Here is a 14,812-nt window from a genome sequence, read left to right on the forward strand (position 1 = left end):
TGTTGTGCCGCCCCAGCGTGACGCACGGATGCCCCTACGTCACCCCCTTCGATGGTCCCCGAATGCTCAGGTCGCCGCGCCCGCCCCGCGCGGCACCCTCTGGCCGAGGGGCACCTCCTTGATCGGCAGGTGCACGATGGCCGAGAGCAGGCCCACGCCCACGCCGATCCACCAGACCGCCTCGTAGCTGCCGGTCGCGTCGTACATCGTCCCGCCCAGCCAGACGCCGAGGAACGACCCCAGCTGGTGCGAGAAGAAGATGATCCCGTAGAGCGTGCCCATGTAGCGCAGCCCGTAGATATGCGCGACGAGCCCGGAGGTCAGCGGCACGGTCGCCAGCCACAGCGACCCCATCGCCACCGAGAACAGGATCACCGTCAGCGGCGTGATCGGGAACAGGATGAAGGCGGCGGCGGCCAGCGTGCGGCCGACGTAGATGCCCGCGAGCAGGTACTTCTTGGAGTATCGCTTGCCGAGATACCCGGCGTAGAGCGTGCCCGCGATGTTGGCGAGGCCGATGAGCGAGATCGCCACCGCCCCCAGCGTGGAGGTCGAGGTGATGCCCATGCTCCAGAGCACCCCGTTCGGGTCGATCGGCCCGCACATCTCGGTCACGAGCGCGGGGAAGTGCGCGGTGACGAAGGCCAGTTGGTAGCCGCAGGAGAAGAAGCCCACGAAGATCAGCCCGTAGGAGGGATCGCGGAACGCCTTGCCGAGGATCGCGCCCATGCTCTCCTGAAGCTCCGCTTTCGAGGCCGCCTCGGGCGAGCGCATCATTGGCAGCGCGAAGAGGGTCAGGCCGACGACCCCCGCGAAGATCAGGAAGACCTCCTGCCATGTGAAGCCCACGATCATCAGCCATTCGGCGGCAGGCGCCCCGAACACCTGCCCCAGCGATCCGGCGGCGGTGGCGACGCCCAACGTCATCGACCGGTTCTCGTCCGAGGCCGCCCGCCCCACCATCGCGAGGATCACGCCGAAGCCCATCCCCGCCACGCCGAAGCCCACCAGCACCGACAGGCCCTGATGCGCGATGGGCGTCGTCGCCCCGGCGGTCAGGATCAGGCCCACCGCGTAGCAGAGCACCCCGAGGACGATCGCCTTGCGGTCCCCGAACCGCTCCCCGATCGCGCCGAAGAGCGGCTGGCCGATCCCCCATGCGAGGTTCTGGATCGCGATGGCGAGGGAGAACTCGGCGCGGGGCCACCCGAACTCGGTCGCGACGGGGATCTGGAACACCCCGTAGGACGCGCGGATGGCGAAGCCGACCATCAGCACGATGGACCCGGCGATCAGCACGGGGGTGAACAGGCGCGCGTCGGTCCGGGCGGGCGTGGTCATGGGCGGTCCTCCGGCCCCCGGGTCTGCGCCCCTCCCCCCTCCCCGTCAAACCAAGATTTCCGATGCGCGGGACAACGGGGCTTGATCGACCTAGGGTGGGCGCATGACCGACTGGCCCGCGCTCCCCCCCGAAGCCGACTGGCGCGACACGCGCGACCTTCTGCACCGCACGCTGCAGATGATCGGCAAGCACCGCCTCGCCCACGCGCCGTGGCTGAACCACTCGTGGCACGCGACGCTCTATCCGACGCCGCGCGGGCTGACGACGGGATCGGTGCATCAGCGGGCGGGCGGCTGCGTGGTGATCGACGTCGACCTCCGCGCCATGCAGGTCGGCGCCGCCGCAGACGGCGGGGCCTTGGCGGAGTTCGACCTGCGTCCGATGTCGGTGGCCGAGGCGCATGACCGCGTGACGGGTATGCTGCGCGCCGTGGGGGCCGACCCGATGATCCATCCCCGCCCGTCGGAGCTGCCCGACGCCACCCCCTTCGCCGCCGACGACCGCCCCCGCGACTGGGACGCGGAGGCCATCCGGGCGTGGCACGGCGCGCTCCTGCGGATCGTCCCCGTGGCCGAGCGGTTCCGGACGGGCTTCGTCGGCAAGTCCTCCCCCGTGCACCTGTTCTGGGGTGCCCTCGACCTCGCCGTCACGCGCTTCTCGGGCCGCGAGGCGCCCCCTCATCCCGGCGGCATCCCGAACCTGCCCGACGTCGTGACCCGCGAGGCCTACAGCCACGAGGTCGCCTCCGCCGGGTTCTGGCCCGGCGGCGACGGGCAGGAGGCGGCGTTCTACGCCTACGCCTACCCGACCCCCGACGGCTTCGCCGAGGCCGACGTGCCGGGGACGTGGTCGAGCGAGCTGGGCGAGTGGCTCCTGCCCTACGAGGAGGTGCGGCGCGCGGACGACCCCGCCGCCCGGCTGACGGCCTTCTGGGAAGCGGCCTGCGCCGCCGCCGCGCGCCTCGGGGACTGGCCCGACCTCGCCCGTCCCTATGGCGTGGCGGGCCGTCCCGGCGGCTGAGGACGGGGCTCCGCCTTGGCGGAAATACCCGTGGCGGACGGGCGGCGGGACGCGCTACCTGCGGGCCGATGACGACGTTCCGCGACCTCTACGACGCCCGCGTGGCCGATGGCACCCTGACCCGCGACCCGGCCCAGGAGGCCGCCCTCGCCGTGCTGGAGCAGGTCCGCGCCGCCCTCGCCGCGCCGGAGCCGCGGGGATGGTTCGGCAAGAAGAAGCCCCCCGAGGGCCCGATGGGCGCATACCTGTGGGGCGGCGTCGGGCGGGGGAAATCCATGCTGATGGACCTGTTCCACGAGGCGTCGCCCGTGCCGTCGCGCCGGGTCCACTTCCACGCCTTCATGCAGGAGGTGCACGAGGGGATGCGCGAGGCGCGGGCCCGGGGGGAGCGGGATCCGGTGACGCCCGTTTCCGAGAGCATCATCGACGACGTGCGCGTGCTCTGCTTCGACGAGATGCAGATCACCGACATCACCGACGCGATGCTGGTGGGGCGGCTGTTCGAGAAGCTGTTCGCCGGCGGGGTGCGGGTGGTGACGACCTCGAACCGCCCGCCCCGCGACCTCTACAAGGACGGGCTGAACCGGGCGCTCTTCGTGCCGTTCATCGAGATGATCGAGGCGCGGATGATCGTGCACCACCTCGACGCGGAACGCGATTATCGCAGCGACCGGCTGGCCGGCGAGCGGGTGTGGTTCACCCCGGCGGACGTGGGCGAAGCCATCGAATCCATGGACCTTCCGCGCATCTGGGCCAAGCTGGTGGACGGGCCGCCCGAGGGGCTGACGCTCCGCGTGAAGGGGCGGGATCTGGAGCTGCCGGACTACCACGGCGGCGTGGCGCGCGCGTCCTTCGACCGGCTGTGCAACCGGCCGTTGGGGGCGGGGGACTACCTCGCCTTGGCGGGCAGCGTACGGTGCCTGCTGCTCACGCAAGTTCCGCTGATGTCGGAGGCCCACGCGAACGCGGCGCGGCGATTCGTGACGCTGGTGGACGCGCTCTACGAGGCGAAGGTCCGTCTGATCGTCTCGGCCGCCGGCGCGCCCGAGGACCTGTATCGCAAGGGCGACGGCGCGTTCGAGTTCGAGCGCACCGTCAGCCGCCTGCGGGAGATGGCGTCCGAGGGATGGGGCGCGGAAGCCGCGTCAACCTGAGGAATCTTAGGTGCGAACGGTGGGGGCGCCCGCCGTACACCCCCCGTACATACACCGTGCATACACCGTACATACGCGCGTTCATACGGGGGGCGTTCATGTTCGGTTAAGGGTCCGCCGACGGCACGGTCCGAGCCCCCCTCGCGGGTTTACTTGGAGCGCCGCGCGAACCGTCCTCGGGTCAGAGCGTGTCGAACTTCCGGACGCCGTCGTGAACGGGCAGGAAGGGCTGGAAGCCGCCCGAGACGACCTCGTTGTGGGCCGAGAGATGACAATATGCCTGCCGGAGCAGGGCCTCGGTCGCGTCGGGGACGTCGCGGCGATCGCGGAGGGCCTCCCAGTAGGCGGTCAGCGTGGCGTCGATGGCGGTCGAGACCGTCCCGATCCGCGCAGGCAGGTCCGCCGGGAAGGGCACGCCCTGCGCGACGGCGCGATGGTGCATCAGCCTCAGGGCGACGAATTGCAGGCCATGCTCGGCGCGCCAGCCGATCTCGTAGAAGGTCTTCCGGCTGTTCCACCCCAAGGGATGCCGTTCCTTGTACTCCTGCCAGAGACGCCGCATCATGCTCGAGGTCGGACGGTCCTCCCGCAGTTCCTCGCTTCGCAGACTGTCGCCACGGGCGTTCGGCGGGCCGTTCTCGACGACGTTCCACAGGCGCGAGAACCGGTCCACGAACCCTTGGCGGCTGTCGTCCACCGTCAGCGTTCCGGACGTCCGGGGCGGGTGGTAGCCCCCGCCGATGTCCGAATGCGCCCCGACCATGCGGGTCCGTCGACCGCTCGCGGCGAGGGTGAGGGGGAAGTTCTCCCGCATCTCGTCGTCGGCGGTGATGTGGTAGACGGACTTGGCGCGCCCCGGCGTTCCGAGCTGGACCCACCACGTGCCGTCGGTCTCGCCCGGCGTCAGGCTCATGGTGGACGACACGGTGTCGAAGAGGCCGAGGAACTGGACCTCCGGCTTGGGGCCGCGCCGGTCCACGCGCCTGCCGCGCGCGGTCTGCTTGTAGGTGTGCCCGTGGGAGTCGGAGTCGCCGTCCTTCACCGCGTTGGCGAAGTCGCGGGCGGCGGCGGCCCCGCGCGAGAAGCCGAAGACGTCGAACCAGATGTCGCAGGGCTTCACCGCGCCGGTGACGCTTCGGACGCGGGTGCGCGACCGTTCGATGGCTTGGTCGGAGCGACCATCGACGCCCTCACTGCCGATGCCGAACCCGCCACCCAAGCTCTCCTTGGAGCCATCCGCACGGACCCCAATCCCGCGCATGTAGAGCTCGATATAGCTCGTGTCTCGGGGCTGGCCGCCGATCGTGCGCCGCACGACCTCGCCGCTATCTTCGGGGTAGATCTCGCCCAGCAGGTCGGGGTTCGTGTGATAGGCCCCGAACGCCGGATCGCTCGCCTTGTCTCGGAAATTGCTGGTGCCGTCGAAGAAGACGCCCACACGGATCAGGCCGCAGGTCATGGCCACGGCATCGGCCGCCTCTCCCCCTGCTTCGGCGGCGGCGGCCGCGGCGGCCGCGTTCGCCTGCCCGGCGGGGGTGGTCCGGTTCCGGTCCTTGTAGCGTCTATGTGGTCTGCGGCCCATGTCCTGTCCTAGTCCGCGCAGCGCGGTTCAGGCATCGGGTTCTCCGCGAGGAACCGATCACGTCGTTCGAGGGCAGGCGTGACGGCGTAGTCTAGGTCCAGCCCCGAGCGCAGGACCGCCATGCGCGGATCGTCCTCGGGCAGCGGGGTTCCGCAGGTTTCCAGCAGCGTGATCGGTACCAGGTCGGCGTAGTCGCCGCTCGGCGGGGCCACTCCGCGCTCCTTCAGCAACTCGGGATGTGCCGTCGTGACCGTGACGTCCGCGCCGGGCCCGAAGGCAACCTCGATCTCGCCGTGCTCGCCGCGCCCCTCATACGTCGACAGCCGGGCGGGATCGATCGAGAAGCGGGCTTCCCACGCCCCCCCATCGAACGACAGCCACGCGGCCTCGTAGTGGAGGAGCCCGTCGGGGCCGACCACCAAGTCCCCGCCGATGTTCCGGCCCGCCACCCGGTTCTGCGCGAGTTGGTCGTCACCCGCCCTGACCCAAAGGATCATGGGATCGCCCCACGTGCTGCTTAGAGATGTAGAGAGTTGCGTCATCACCTTCTCGCACCCCCCGAGGAGGATGACCGACACCGCGAGCATCCACCCAAGACCATTCGTCCATCCCATCACAGATCCTCCGACCGCGCCACGATACCGGGTTGGGGCGTCCCGTCCAAATGGCGCGTGATCCGCTCGACGGCGATCCATGCCTCGCCCGACGTCCGCAGCGGGCGGGCGATCTCTCCGTGGTCGTAGCGCTCGACGAAGTCCGGGCCCAGCATCGCCTCCCAGCAGCACAGCTTCGCGAGGTGGTCCTTCTGCCAGAAGCCCATGCCGAACCAGCTGTCGCGGTGGGTGCGGAGGTGGGCGGCCATCTCGCGGTCGGTCCAGCCCGGCGCGAGCGTGGCGTGGCGCAGCGAGATTTCGATCACCTCCTCGAAGGCCGCCTCGCGCCGGAGCTGACGGAGATGGGCGACGACGGGCTGCGTGAGGCGGGGGACGGCGTTCGGCCCCTCGGTGCCGACCCGCCGCGAGAGGATGGTGACGCCGGTCCGGGACGGGCAGATCAGGGAGAGCGCCGCGGGGCCGCTCGGGAAGAGGGGGGCGACGAACGCGTCGACATGCTCCACGTTCCCCATGGCGAGGAGGCCCGTCGAGATCGGTGGCGACCAGTAGCGGAAGAGGAACCAGTTGCCCTCCGGATCGCGCAGGCGCGTGAAGCGCCTGAGGTGGCGGTGCAGGTCCTCCAGCGTGGCGCGGCTTCGGATCAGGATGCCCGCCTCCTGCTCCGCCAGCCCGTCCGCCCGCTCCGTCGTGGTGAACAGGCCTCGCAGGAGGGGGCTGTCCGGCGTCAGTTCGACGAGCCAGGGGGCCGTGTCGGCGAACGCCTCGAGCGCGCTCCCGGTGAAGAGGCAGCGATGGGGCAGGCCCGACGCCTCCAGCCTCTCCACGATCCCGACGACCCGCGCCGCGTCGAGCAGCGCGTAGAGCCTCGGGGGAGGCGCGTCGTCGGGGGCCGCAAGGTCCTCGGGCACGTCGAAGAGGGCGGCGCGCAGGGCGGAGGGTAGGGGGACGTCGGGATCGTCCAAGGTCTGCCACGGGGCGAGGGCGAGGGCGACGGGGTCGTCCAAGCGTTCGACCTGCATCCACGGCCCCATCGGCGACGGTGGGCGGGGCGGCGGTATGGGGCCGGCGACGTCCCGGACGATGCTGCTCATGTCCCGTCTGGCTCCCGTTCGAACGGTGCGGGGCGGCGGCGCGGATGCCTCCCCCGGCGCGATTCCGCATGGCCCGACGGTAGGCGCCTTCCGCCGGCGCGCTCAACGGCGTCCGCCGCCCGACGGCTCCGCCCGTCCCGGACTGTTGCCGTGGAGGACGCGCCTCGGGTCCCTGCCGCCCCGCCCCTACCCGTTCTCCCGCAGCACCCGGCCCGCGAGGTAGAGCGAGCCGCAGATGAGGATGCGGGCGGCGGGGGCCTCGGCTGCGAGGGTGGCGACGGCGGCCTCGACGGTGGGGGCCTCGGCGACGTGCTGGAGCCCCGCGCGGCGGGCGGCCTCCGCCGTCTCCTGCGCGGAGAGGGTGGCGGGCTCGCCGGGGATGGGGATAGCGGTGAGGCTGGCGGCGATCCTCGCGAGGGGCGCCATGTAGCCCGCCGCGTCCTTGGTGCGGAGCATGCCGCAGATCAGGTGGAGGGGGCGGTCGGGCAGGCGCGTGAGCGCTTCGGCCAAGGCCGCGCCCGCCGCCGGGTTGTGGCCGCCGTCGAGGCGGAGTTCGGCGTGGGGCGCGAGGTCGGTCAGGGGGCCGCGGGTGAGGCGCTGGAGGCGGGCGGGCCAGTCGGCGCGCATCGCCGCCTCCGGGTCGCCGGTGCCCAAGGTCCGCAGGGCGGCGAGGGCCGTGCCCGCGTTCTGGACTTGGTGCGCGCCGACTAGCGACGGAAGGGGGAGGTCGAGGAGGCCGCGCTCGTCCTCGAAGGCGAGGCGCCCGTACTCCTCGCGGACGTGCCAGTGCTGGCCGTGGACTTGGAGGGGGGCGCCGAGGCGGACGGCCTGCGCCTCGATGACCTCCAGCGCGTCGTCCTGCTGGGGGCCGACGATGGCGGGGACGCGGCGGGCGAGGATGCCGGCCTTCTCGGCGGCGATCTTGGACAGCGTGTCCCCGAGGAAGGCCTCGTGGTCCATGGCGACGGGGGTGACGACGGTCAGCGCCTTGTCGGTGACGTTGGTCGCGTCGAGGCGGCCGCCCAAGCCCACCTCCAGCAGCGCGTAGTCGGCAGGGGTGCGCGACATGGCGAGGAGGGCGGCGCAGGTGGTGATCTCGAAATAGGTGATGGGTTCGCCGCCGTTGGCGGCCTCGCATTCGTCGAGGGCGGCGGTCAGCGCGTCCTCGGAGATGAGGTCGCCCGCCAGCCGGATGCGCTCGTGGAAGCGGGCGAGATGGGGGGAGGTGTAGGCGTGGACGCGGTGGCCCGCCCCTTCGAGCCCCGCGCGGATCATGGCGAGGGTGGAGCCCTTGCCGTTGGTGCCGGCGACGTGGACGACGGGGGGCAGCGCGCGCTCGGGGTGGCCCAAGGCGGCGAGGAGGCGGTGCATCCGGTCGAGCGTGAGGTCGATGACCTTGGGGTGCAGGGTCATCAGGCGCTCGAGGATGGCGTCGGAGGTGGTCATGGTCGGGGGTCCGGGCGTGGGGCTGGCGTCGGACCGGGGCGCTGCCCCGGACCCCGAGGTATTTGTGCCAAGATGAGGGGGCGGGGCGCTCAGGACTTGAGCGTCGGCTCCGGGGCGGCCTCGGCGGTGGTGCCTTCGAGGTCCTTCGCCTCGGCCTCGCCGACGGGGGCGGGGCGCGGCTCGGGGGCGGGGGCCTTCGTGTCCGCCTGCGGCTCGGGGCTGGGCAGGTCGCCGTGGACGGGGCGGTCCATCCCCGTGAGCATCCGCAGGATCGAGGCCAGCTCGGGGCGCAGATCGCGACGGTGCGTGACCCGGTCCAGCATCCCGTGGTCGAGCAGGTACTCGGCGCGCTGGAAGCCCTCGGGGAGGGTCTCGCGGATGGTCTGCTCGATCACGCGGGGGCCGGCGAAGCAGATGAGCGCGTTGGGCTCGGCGATCTGGACGTCGCCCAGCATCGCGTAGGAGGCCGTCACGCCCCCGGTGGTCGGGTGGGTAAGCACGACGACGTAGGGCAGCCCCGCCTCCTGCACCATGTCGACGGCGACGGTGGTGCGGGGCATCTGCATGAGCGACAGGATGCCCTCCTGCATCCGGGCGCCGCCGGCGGCGGAGAACACCACGAGGGGCTTGCCGCCCGCGACCGCGCGCTCGGCGGCGGCGATCATGGCGTTGCCGACATAGGCGCCCATCGAGCCCGCCATGAACGAGAAGTCCTGCGCGGCGGCGACGATCGGCGTGCGCAGCACCTCGCCCTCGGCGACGAGCATCGCCTCCTCCTCGCCGGTCTGCTTCTGCGCGGCCTTGAGGCGGGCGGGATAGGGCTTCTGGTCGCGGAACTGGAGCGGGTCGGCCACCGGCTTGGGCACGTCGACGCGGGCGAAGGCCCCGCCGTCGAACAGCGCCTCGAAGCGCGCGCGGGGGGTGATCGCCATGTGGTGGTCGCAATTGGTGCAGACCTGCAGGTTCTCGGTCAGCTCCCGGTGGAACAGCATGGTCCCGCATTCGGGGCACTTGGTCCACAGGTTGTCGGGCACCTCGCGCCGGGAGAAGAGCGAGTTGATCCGCGGGCGGACGAAGTTCTCGATCCAGTTCATGCGCACCTCCGGCCCGGGGCGGGCCGGGCTACGGGGCGCAGATAGACGCGGGGGGGGCGCGGCGCAACGGGGCGGGGCGCGCCCCGCCCCCGGGTTCAGAAGGTCCGGTAGTCCGGCCAGTCGTCCGGCAGGCGGTAGCCGTTCTCCTCCAGCACGATCTGGAGCGCGGCGTAGTCGTCCTCGCTGCCGACCTCGACGCGGTGCTGGTCGTCCGTGAGCAGCGAGCGCATCTGGTCGTGCATCTCCTCCTCGGACGGGCCGCTGCCGACCCGGACGGTCATCGTCTCGGGATCGTCGTCATCGTCGTCGTCATCGTCGTCGCCGCCATGGGTATGGCCGACGCCCTTGCCCTTGCCGTGCGTGTGCCCCACGCCGAACGCCTTCCCGTGGGAGTGGCCCATGCCTTGGGACCCGTCATCGTCGTCGTCATCGTCATCATCGTCGTCGTCGATGGCGACCGTGAGCTCCGTGTAGGTCAGGCCCCAATCCGAGCGGGTGTCGGTGAGGTGCTCCTCCCAGTTCTCCAGGTCGAAGGGACGGTAGGCGCCGGTCCCGTCGGTCGTGTCGGTGCCCTGCACCTCCCCCTCGACGGCCTCGGCCACGGTGGCGAGCGGCGGCTTCAGCACGTCTACGGTGGCCAGACCCAAGGCGAGGACGGCGGTGGACAGGATCACCCAATCGACGGTGACCGCCCCCCGCTCGTCGTGGCGGTAGGCCGTGCACCGCAGGGCACGCAGGAGGGGGAGTCGCTTTTCCATGCACTCCGGAGTGACGGCGAAGCGTGGCCTAAGTGGGGCCGTCCCGCGGCGTGGTTCCGGAGGATCGTCCCCGTTTCGCGAACCATAGCCGCAGGAGCGCCCAAGCGATCACGGTGACGATCATGTCCTGCGCGATCAGCGGGCGCAGCGTCTCGGTGTCGGCGGCGTCGAACGGGGTCACGTAGAGCGCGAGGCCGGACAGCGGACCGTCCACCGCGAGCACGAGCATCGCCGTCATGTTGTTGGCCATGTGGAAGCCCCACGCCGCGCCGATGGAGCCGGTCGCGCGGGTGAGGTCGGCGGCCACCAGGCCGAAGAGCGTGGTCGCCGCGACGATGAGCCATGCGTTCGCGCCTTGGGAGGTGGGGTCGAAGTGGCCGAGGCCGAAGAGGACCGAGGGCAGGCCCATCCAGACGAGCGGGTGGCGGAACCGGGCGGCGAGCTGCTGCTGCAGGTAGCCCCGGAACAGCACCTCCTCGGCCCCGGTCTGGAGCGCGAGGCCCGCGAGCGCGGGGACGAGCGCCACCGCCCACGCGCCGGGCGGGAGGTTCGGCACGAGGGCGAAGGGCTGCGGCAGGATCAGGAGGATCGCCCCGAAGAGCCCGAGCGTGATCAGCAGCGCCGGGACGAAGGCGCGCCCCGTGCCGGGGCCGAAGAGCGACCGGCCCGAGCGGGCGTGGAGCAGGCGCGCGGCGAGCATCGGGCCGATCATCATCCCCGCGAAGGTGGCCAGCACGATGAGCACCGAGCGCGGCGTCTCGGCGGTCAGCAACTCGAGGAGCGCCACGTCGAGGGGCCAGATTCCGAGCGACAGCGCCGCCGCGACGATGACGCCGAAGAACAGGCCGACATAGGTCACCCCCGCGACCACGCAGCCGAGGACCAGCCGCCAGATCTGGGGGCGGCGGCGGGCGGGGGCCACGAAGCGGTCGAAGGCGGGCGTCCACATGGACGGTGGTATGCGCCCTGCCCCGCGATGCGGCAATGGGGCCCGCTCAGCGTCGCGCCGCCAGCCGCGCGCCGAGGCCATCGGGAAAGAGCGCCGGCCCGTCCGGGCGGTCGAGGTCGGCGGGGTCGAACCAGCGCGCGGTGCAGAGGGTGCCATCGTCCTCGGCGAAGGGGACGACGGCGCGGCCTTGGATCGTGCCCGGCGGCAGGCGGATGTCGGCGGCGAAGACGATCTCGTGGCCGGGCGCGCCCTCGTGGACGAAGAGGCTCTCCAGCACGAGGGGCGGCCCCATCACGTCGACGGCGAGGCCCAGTTCCTCGGCGAACTCGCGGACGAGCGCGTCGCGCCAGCGCTCGCCGAACTCGACCGCGCCGCCCAAGGGACGCACGCCCTTGAGACGGCCCGCGTCGTCGCGGACCTCCGCGGCGAGGAGGCGGCCCGCCGACCACGCGAGGCCGAGGGCCTTCACGCGGATCGTGGGGTGGGGGCGCCAGACGGACATAGTCCCGTCCTACCCGACCGGCGCGCCCGCCGCGAGGCGCGCGGCTTGCGGGGCGCGGGGCGCGCGGCGTATCCCGGCGGCAACGAGAGGGATGGACGCCATGCTGAAGAAGCCGACCGACAAGACCAACCTGCCCAGCCGCCACGTGACCGAGGGGCCGGCGCGCGCCCCGCACCGCTCCTACTTCTACGCGATGGGGCTCGGCGACGAGGAGATCCACCAGCCGTGGGTCGGCGTCGCCACCTGCTGGAACGAGGCGGCGCCGTGCAACATCGCGCTCAACCGGCAGGCGCAGGCGGTGAAGCTCGGCGTCAAGCAGGGGGGCGGCACGCCCCGCGAGTTCACGACGATCACCGTCACGGACGGGATCGCGATGGGGCACGAGGGGATGCGCTCGTCGCTCGCCTCGCGCGAGGCGATCGCGGACACGGTCGAGCTGACGATGCGGGGGCACTGCTACGACGCGCTGGTGGGGCTGGCGGGCTGCGACAAGTCGCTGCCGGGGATGATGATGGCGATGGTCCGGCTGAACACGCCGTCGGTCTTCATCTACGGCGGCTCGATCCTGCCGGGGAAGGTGTCGTCGGGGGCCAACGTGCCCGATAGCTACAAGGGCCGCGACCTGACGGTGCAGGACATGTTCGAGGCGGTGGGCAACCACCAGGCGGGCAACCTCAGCGACGAGGCGCTCGACATCCTCGAGCGGGTGGCCTGCCCCTCGGCGGGGGCCTGCGGCGGACAGTTCACGGCGAACACGATGGCCTGCGTGTCCGAGGCGATCGGGCTGGCGCTGCCCAACTCGTCCGGCGCGCCCGCGCCCTACGAGTCGCGTGACCAGTACTCCATCGCGTCGGGCGTGGCGGTGATGACGCTCTTGGAGAAGAACATCCGGGCGCGGGACGTGGTGACGCGGAAGTCGCTGGAGAACGCCGCCCGCGTCGTGGCCTGCACGGGTGGGTCGACCAACGCGGGGCTGCACCTGCCCGCCATCGCGCACGAGGCGGGGATCGCGTTCTCGCTGGAGGACGTCTGCGACATCTTCCGCGACACGCCCTACTTCGTGGACCTCAAGCCCGGCGGGCAGTTCGTGGCCAAGGACCTCTACGAGGCGGGCGGCGTGCCCGTCGTGATGAAGGAGCTGCGCAAGGCGGGCCTGATCCACGAGGACTGCATGACCGCCACCGGCAAGACCATCGGCGAGACGCTGGACGAGGTGCGCGGCGAGGCGGACGGCAAGGTCATCCACCCGGTGTCCACGCCGATCACGCCCACGGGTGGCGTGGTGGGGCTCAAGGGCAACCTCGCCCCCGACGGGGCCATCGTGAAGGTCGCGGGGATCGCGTCGCAGCATCAGCGGTTCGTGGGTCCCGCGCGGGTGTTCGAGAGCGAGGAGGACGCCTTCGCCGCCGTGAAGGCGCGCGCCTACGAGGAGGGCGAAGTGCTGGTGATCCGCAACGAGGGGCCGGCGGGCGGGCCGGGGATGCGCGAGATGCTCGCCACCACCGCCGCGCTGTCGGGTCAGGGCATGGGCAAGAAGGTCGCGCTGATCACCGACGGGCGCTTCTCGGGGGCGACGCGCGGCTTCTGCGTGGGCCATGTCGGGCCAGAGGCCGCGCATGGCGGGCCGATCGGGCTGTTGCGCGACGGCGACGTCATCACCATCGACGCGGTGTCGGGCGAGCTGTCGGTGGACCTGTCGGCGGACGAACTGCTGGAGCGGCGCGCCAAGTGGTCCGGCCCGCGCGAGACGATCTATGCCTCGGGCGCGCTGTGGAAGTACGCCAAGCTGGTGGGCGCGGCCAAGGACGGGGCGCCGACCCATCCGGGCGGCGCGGGCGAGAAGCACGTCTACATGGATCTCTGACGCCGCGCGGCGGCGGGCGTCTCGGCGGAGGGCCGCCGCCGCGCCCGCCGCCCCAAACTCGCCGCATGCGGGCCTTCGCGGACGTCCGCGCGGCGGATAGGTCTCGACGAGATGACCGACTCCCCCTCCCTCCTCGACTCGCTGCGCTCGCGCCGGGCGATCGCCGCATGGCGCGCCGCCGCGCGCGGCGAGGGCCGGGTGTCGCGCGGCCAGGTCGCCCGGCTGCGCGAGGAGGCCCGCCACCTGCGGGCCGAGATCGACGCCTTCTCGGCGCTGGCGGACTCGCGGCTCGCCGGGCCCCGGATCGACGCGGAGGCGATGGAGATGCCCGCGCAGGCCGACTGGGGCTGGCGCCCCGACCTCTGGCGGCGCGCCGTCCGCCCCACTGGGGCGGCCTCCGTGCAGGGCGGGGCCGCGCTCTGCGAGGGGGTGAAGCTGTTCCACGACTGCCCCTTGGCCGAGATCGCGTGGCGGCAGGTGCCCGCCGCCGCGGCCGACGCGGCGGCCCCGTGGGGCGTGGCGCTGGACGTGATGCATTTCGAGGGGCGCTACCTGTCGCTCTCGCTCGACCTGCCGGAGGCGGGGCGCGGCGGGCTGCGGACGACGCACATCCTCCGCCTCTCCGTCGAGACGGGGGACGAGGCCGCGCCCGAGGCGGTGGCGCGGCTCAGCCTGCGGCAGGGGCCGAACACGGACCAGGTGACGGCGGCGCTGCGCGCCGAGCGGGCGGGCGGGCCGCTCGTGGCCGACCTCGACCTCGGCGAGGGCGAGGTGAACCCGCGCAAGCTGACGGGGGCTTGGATCGACGTGATCCTCGACCGGCCCGCGATGCGGCGGGTCGTGCTGCGGGACCTGACGCTGACGCGCCGGCCCCGCGCCGAGATGTGAGGAGGACGCGATGGGACGTGTGCTGAACCGGGTGTCGCTGCGCGGCGGGCTGTATCGGGGGCTGCTGACGGGCGGGAACGGGACGCCCGCGCTGGCGGCCTCGTGCGGGGCGGCGGACCTTCCGGTGACCGTCGCCGCCTTGGCCGACGGCGACTGGCAGGTGGAGGTGGACCTGTCGGGCCTGCGCCTGTCGGAGGGGTGCCAGACGGTGGTGGTCCGCGAGGGCGACGCGGTGCTCGACGCGCTGGGGATCGTCGCGGGGCTGGATGCCGGACCGGAGGGCGACCTGCGGGCGGAGGTGGATCTGCTGCGCGCGGAGGTGGAGATGCTGAAGGGCGCGTTCCGGCGGCACGTGCGCGCGTCGGGCGACTAGCCCGTCGCAGCAGGCATCCGCGGGACGGTGGCGCGCCGCGCCGCCGTCCGCTCCCGGGATCGGCAGCAGGTTGACGCGCACGTCAACCTTGCCGCCGCGTCCCGCGTGACAGGCGCGCGCCGGGCGGGCACACCG

At 72.4% G+C, this 14,812-nt stretch carries 14 protein-coding genes; 5 read left to right on the forward strand and 9 right to left on the reverse strand.

What is annotated here, in order from left to right; translation table 11 throughout:
- Positions 1–66 precede the first annotated feature (66 nt).
- Positions 67–1,341, reverse strand: a complete 1,275-nt coding sequence (locus JQC91_RS02435) for an MFS transporter (protein WP_203285176.1) — start codon at positions 1,339–1,341, stop codon at positions 67–69.
- Between the two features lie 103 nt (positions 1,342–1,444).
- On the opposite strand from JQC91_RS02435, the gene JQC91_RS02440 reads away from it, so the two are divergent.
- Positions 1,445–2,362: a DUF5996 family protein gene (locus tag JQC91_RS02440; RefSeq protein WP_203285177.1), complete on the forward strand. Its 918-nt coding sequence runs from the start codon at positions 1,445–1,447 to the stop codon at positions 2,360–2,362.
- A gap of 68 nt (positions 2,363–2,430) precedes the next feature.
- Positions 2,431–3,516 (forward strand): cell division protein ZapE, encoded by a 1,086-nt coding sequence (gene zapE, locus JQC91_RS02445; RefSeq protein WP_203285178.1) that lies wholly within the window; start codon positions 2,431–2,433, stop codon positions 3,514–3,516.
- Positions 3,517–3,697: 181 nt separating this feature from the next.
- Here zapE and JQC91_RS02450 read toward each other — a convergent pair whose 3' ends face one another.
- The 8 genes from JQC91_RS02450 to JQC91_RS02485 form a co-directional block, all read right to left on the reverse strand.
- Positions 3,698–5,098, reverse strand: a complete 1,401-nt coding sequence (locus JQC91_RS02450; protein ID WP_203285179.1) for a DUF2235 domain-containing protein — start codon at positions 5,096–5,098, stop codon at positions 3,698–3,700.
- Between the two features lie 8 nt (positions 5,099–5,106).
- On the reverse strand, positions 5,107–5,712 hold the full coding sequence (locus JQC91_RS02455) for a hypothetical protein (RefSeq protein WP_203285180.1): 606 nt from the start codon (positions 5,710–5,712) through the stop codon (positions 5,107–5,109).
- Positions 5,712–6,803, reverse strand: coding sequence for a DUF4123 domain-containing protein (locus tag JQC91_RS02460; protein WP_203285181.1), 1,092 nt, complete (start codon positions 6,801–6,803; stop codon positions 5,712–5,714). Before JQC91_RS02460 ends, JQC91_RS02455 begins: the two co-directional genes overlap by 1 nt.
- A gap of 186 nt (positions 6,804–6,989) precedes the next feature.
- A complete protein-coding gene (locus tag JQC91_RS02465; RefSeq protein WP_203285182.1) occupies positions 6,990–8,249 on the reverse strand; it encodes a folylpolyglutamate synthase/dihydrofolate synthase family protein in 1,260 nt (419 codons plus the stop codon).
- A gap of 89 nt (positions 8,250–8,338) precedes the next feature.
- Positions 8,339–9,343, reverse strand: a complete 1,005-nt coding sequence (gene accD, locus JQC91_RS02470; RefSeq protein ID WP_203285183.1) for an acetyl-CoA carboxylase, carboxyltransferase subunit beta — start codon at positions 9,341–9,343, stop codon at positions 8,339–8,341.
- 95 nt (positions 9,344–9,438) lie between these two features.
- Positions 9,439–10,101 (reverse strand): hypothetical protein, encoded by a 663-nt coding sequence (locus JQC91_RS02475; RefSeq protein WP_203285184.1) that lies wholly within the window; start codon positions 10,099–10,101, stop codon positions 9,439–9,441.
- A 28-nt stretch (positions 10,102–10,129) separates the two neighbouring features.
- The gene (locus JQC91_RS02480; RefSeq protein WP_203285185.1) at positions 10,130–11,050 is read right to left on the reverse strand and encodes a type II CAAX endopeptidase family protein; all 921 of its coding nucleotides are present in this window, start codon (positions 11,048–11,050) and stop codon (positions 10,130–10,132) included.
- Positions 11,051–11,096: 46 nt separating this feature from the next.
- Complete coding sequence (locus JQC91_RS02485; RefSeq protein ID WP_203285186.1) at positions 11,097–11,552, reverse strand: NUDIX domain-containing protein; 456 nt, start codon at positions 11,550–11,552, stop codon at positions 11,097–11,099.
- A 100-nt stretch (positions 11,553–11,652) separates the two neighbouring features.
- Between JQC91_RS02485 and ilvD the strand changes: the two genes are divergently transcribed.
- From ilvD to JQC91_RS02500, 3 genes are all read left to right on the forward strand, one after another.
- Positions 11,653–13,416 carry a dihydroxy-acid dehydratase gene (ilvD, locus tag JQC91_RS02490; RefSeq protein WP_203285187.1) on the forward strand — a complete coding sequence of 588 codons (1,764 nt, stop codon included), beginning with the start codon at positions 11,653–11,655 and terminating at the stop codon, positions 13,414–13,416.
- 111 nt (positions 13,417–13,527) lie between these two features.
- Entirely contained in the window at positions 13,528–14,304 is a 777-nt protein-coding gene (locus JQC91_RS02495) for a DUF6478 family protein (RefSeq protein WP_203285188.1), read from the forward strand.
- A 10-nt stretch (positions 14,305–14,314) separates the two neighbouring features.
- The gene (locus JQC91_RS02500) at positions 14,315–14,677 is read left to right on the forward strand and encodes a hypothetical protein (RefSeq protein ID WP_203285189.1); all 363 of its coding nucleotides are present in this window, start codon (positions 14,315–14,317) and stop codon (positions 14,675–14,677) included.
- The last annotated feature ends 135 nt before the right edge of the window (positions 14,678–14,812 follow it).

It is taken from the genome of Jannaschia sp. Os4 (assembly GCF_016820245.1).
Lineage (GTDB): Bacteria > Pseudomonadota > Alphaproteobacteria > Rhodobacterales > Rhodobacteraceae > Jannaschia.

Excerpts from the sequence above, each read along its gene's own strand:
- JQC91_RS02435 (WP_203285176.1), bottom strand. The coding sequence starts at position 1,341 with ATGACCACGCCCGCCCGGACCGACGCGCGCCTGTTCACCCCCGTGCTG.
- JQC91_RS02440 (WP_203285177.1), top strand. The coding sequence starts at position 1,445 with ATGACCGACTGGCCCGCGCTCCCCCCCGAAGCCGACTGGCGCGACACG.
- zapE (WP_203285178.1), top strand. The coding sequence starts at position 2,431 with ATGACGACGTTCCGCGACCTCTACGACGCCCGCGTGGCCGATGGCACC.
- JQC91_RS02450 (WP_203285179.1), bottom strand. The coding sequence starts at position 5,098 with ATGGGCCGCAGACCACATAGACGCTACAAGGACCGGAACCGGACCACC.
- JQC91_RS02455 (WP_203285180.1), bottom strand. The coding sequence starts at position 5,712 with ATGGGATGGACGAATGGTCTTGGGTGGATGCTCGCGGTGTCGGTCATC.
- JQC91_RS02460 (WP_203285181.1), bottom strand. The coding sequence starts at position 6,803 with ATGAGCAGCATCGTCCGGGACGTCGCCGGCCCCATACCGCCGCCCCGC.
- JQC91_RS02465 (WP_203285182.1), bottom strand. The coding sequence starts at position 8,249 with ATGACCACCTCCGACGCCATCCTCGAGCGCCTGATGACCCTGCACCCC.
- accD (WP_203285183.1), bottom strand. The coding sequence starts at position 9,343 with ATGAACTGGATCGAGAACTTCGTCCGCCCGCGGATCAACTCGCTCTTC.
- JQC91_RS02475 (WP_203285184.1), bottom strand. The coding sequence starts at position 10,101 with ATGGAAAAGCGACTCCCCCTCCTGCGTGCCCTGCGGTGCACGGCCTAC.
- JQC91_RS02480 (WP_203285185.1), bottom strand. The coding sequence starts at position 11,050 with ATGTGGACGCCCGCCTTCGACCGCTTCGTGGCCCCCGCCCGCCGCCGC.
- JQC91_RS02485 (WP_203285186.1), bottom strand. The coding sequence starts at position 11,552 with ATGTCCGTCTGGCGCCCCCACCCCACGATCCGCGTGAAGGCCCTCGGC.
- ilvD (WP_203285187.1), top strand. The coding sequence starts at position 11,653 with ATGCTGAAGAAGCCGACCGACAAGACCAACCTGCCCAGCCGCCACGTG.
- JQC91_RS02495 (WP_203285188.1), top strand. The coding sequence starts at position 13,528 with ATGACCGACTCCCCCTCCCTCCTCGACTCGCTGCGCTCGCGCCGGGCG.
- JQC91_RS02500 (WP_203285189.1), top strand. The coding sequence starts at position 14,315 with ATGGGACGTGTGCTGAACCGGGTGTCGCTGCGCGGCGGGCTGTATCGG.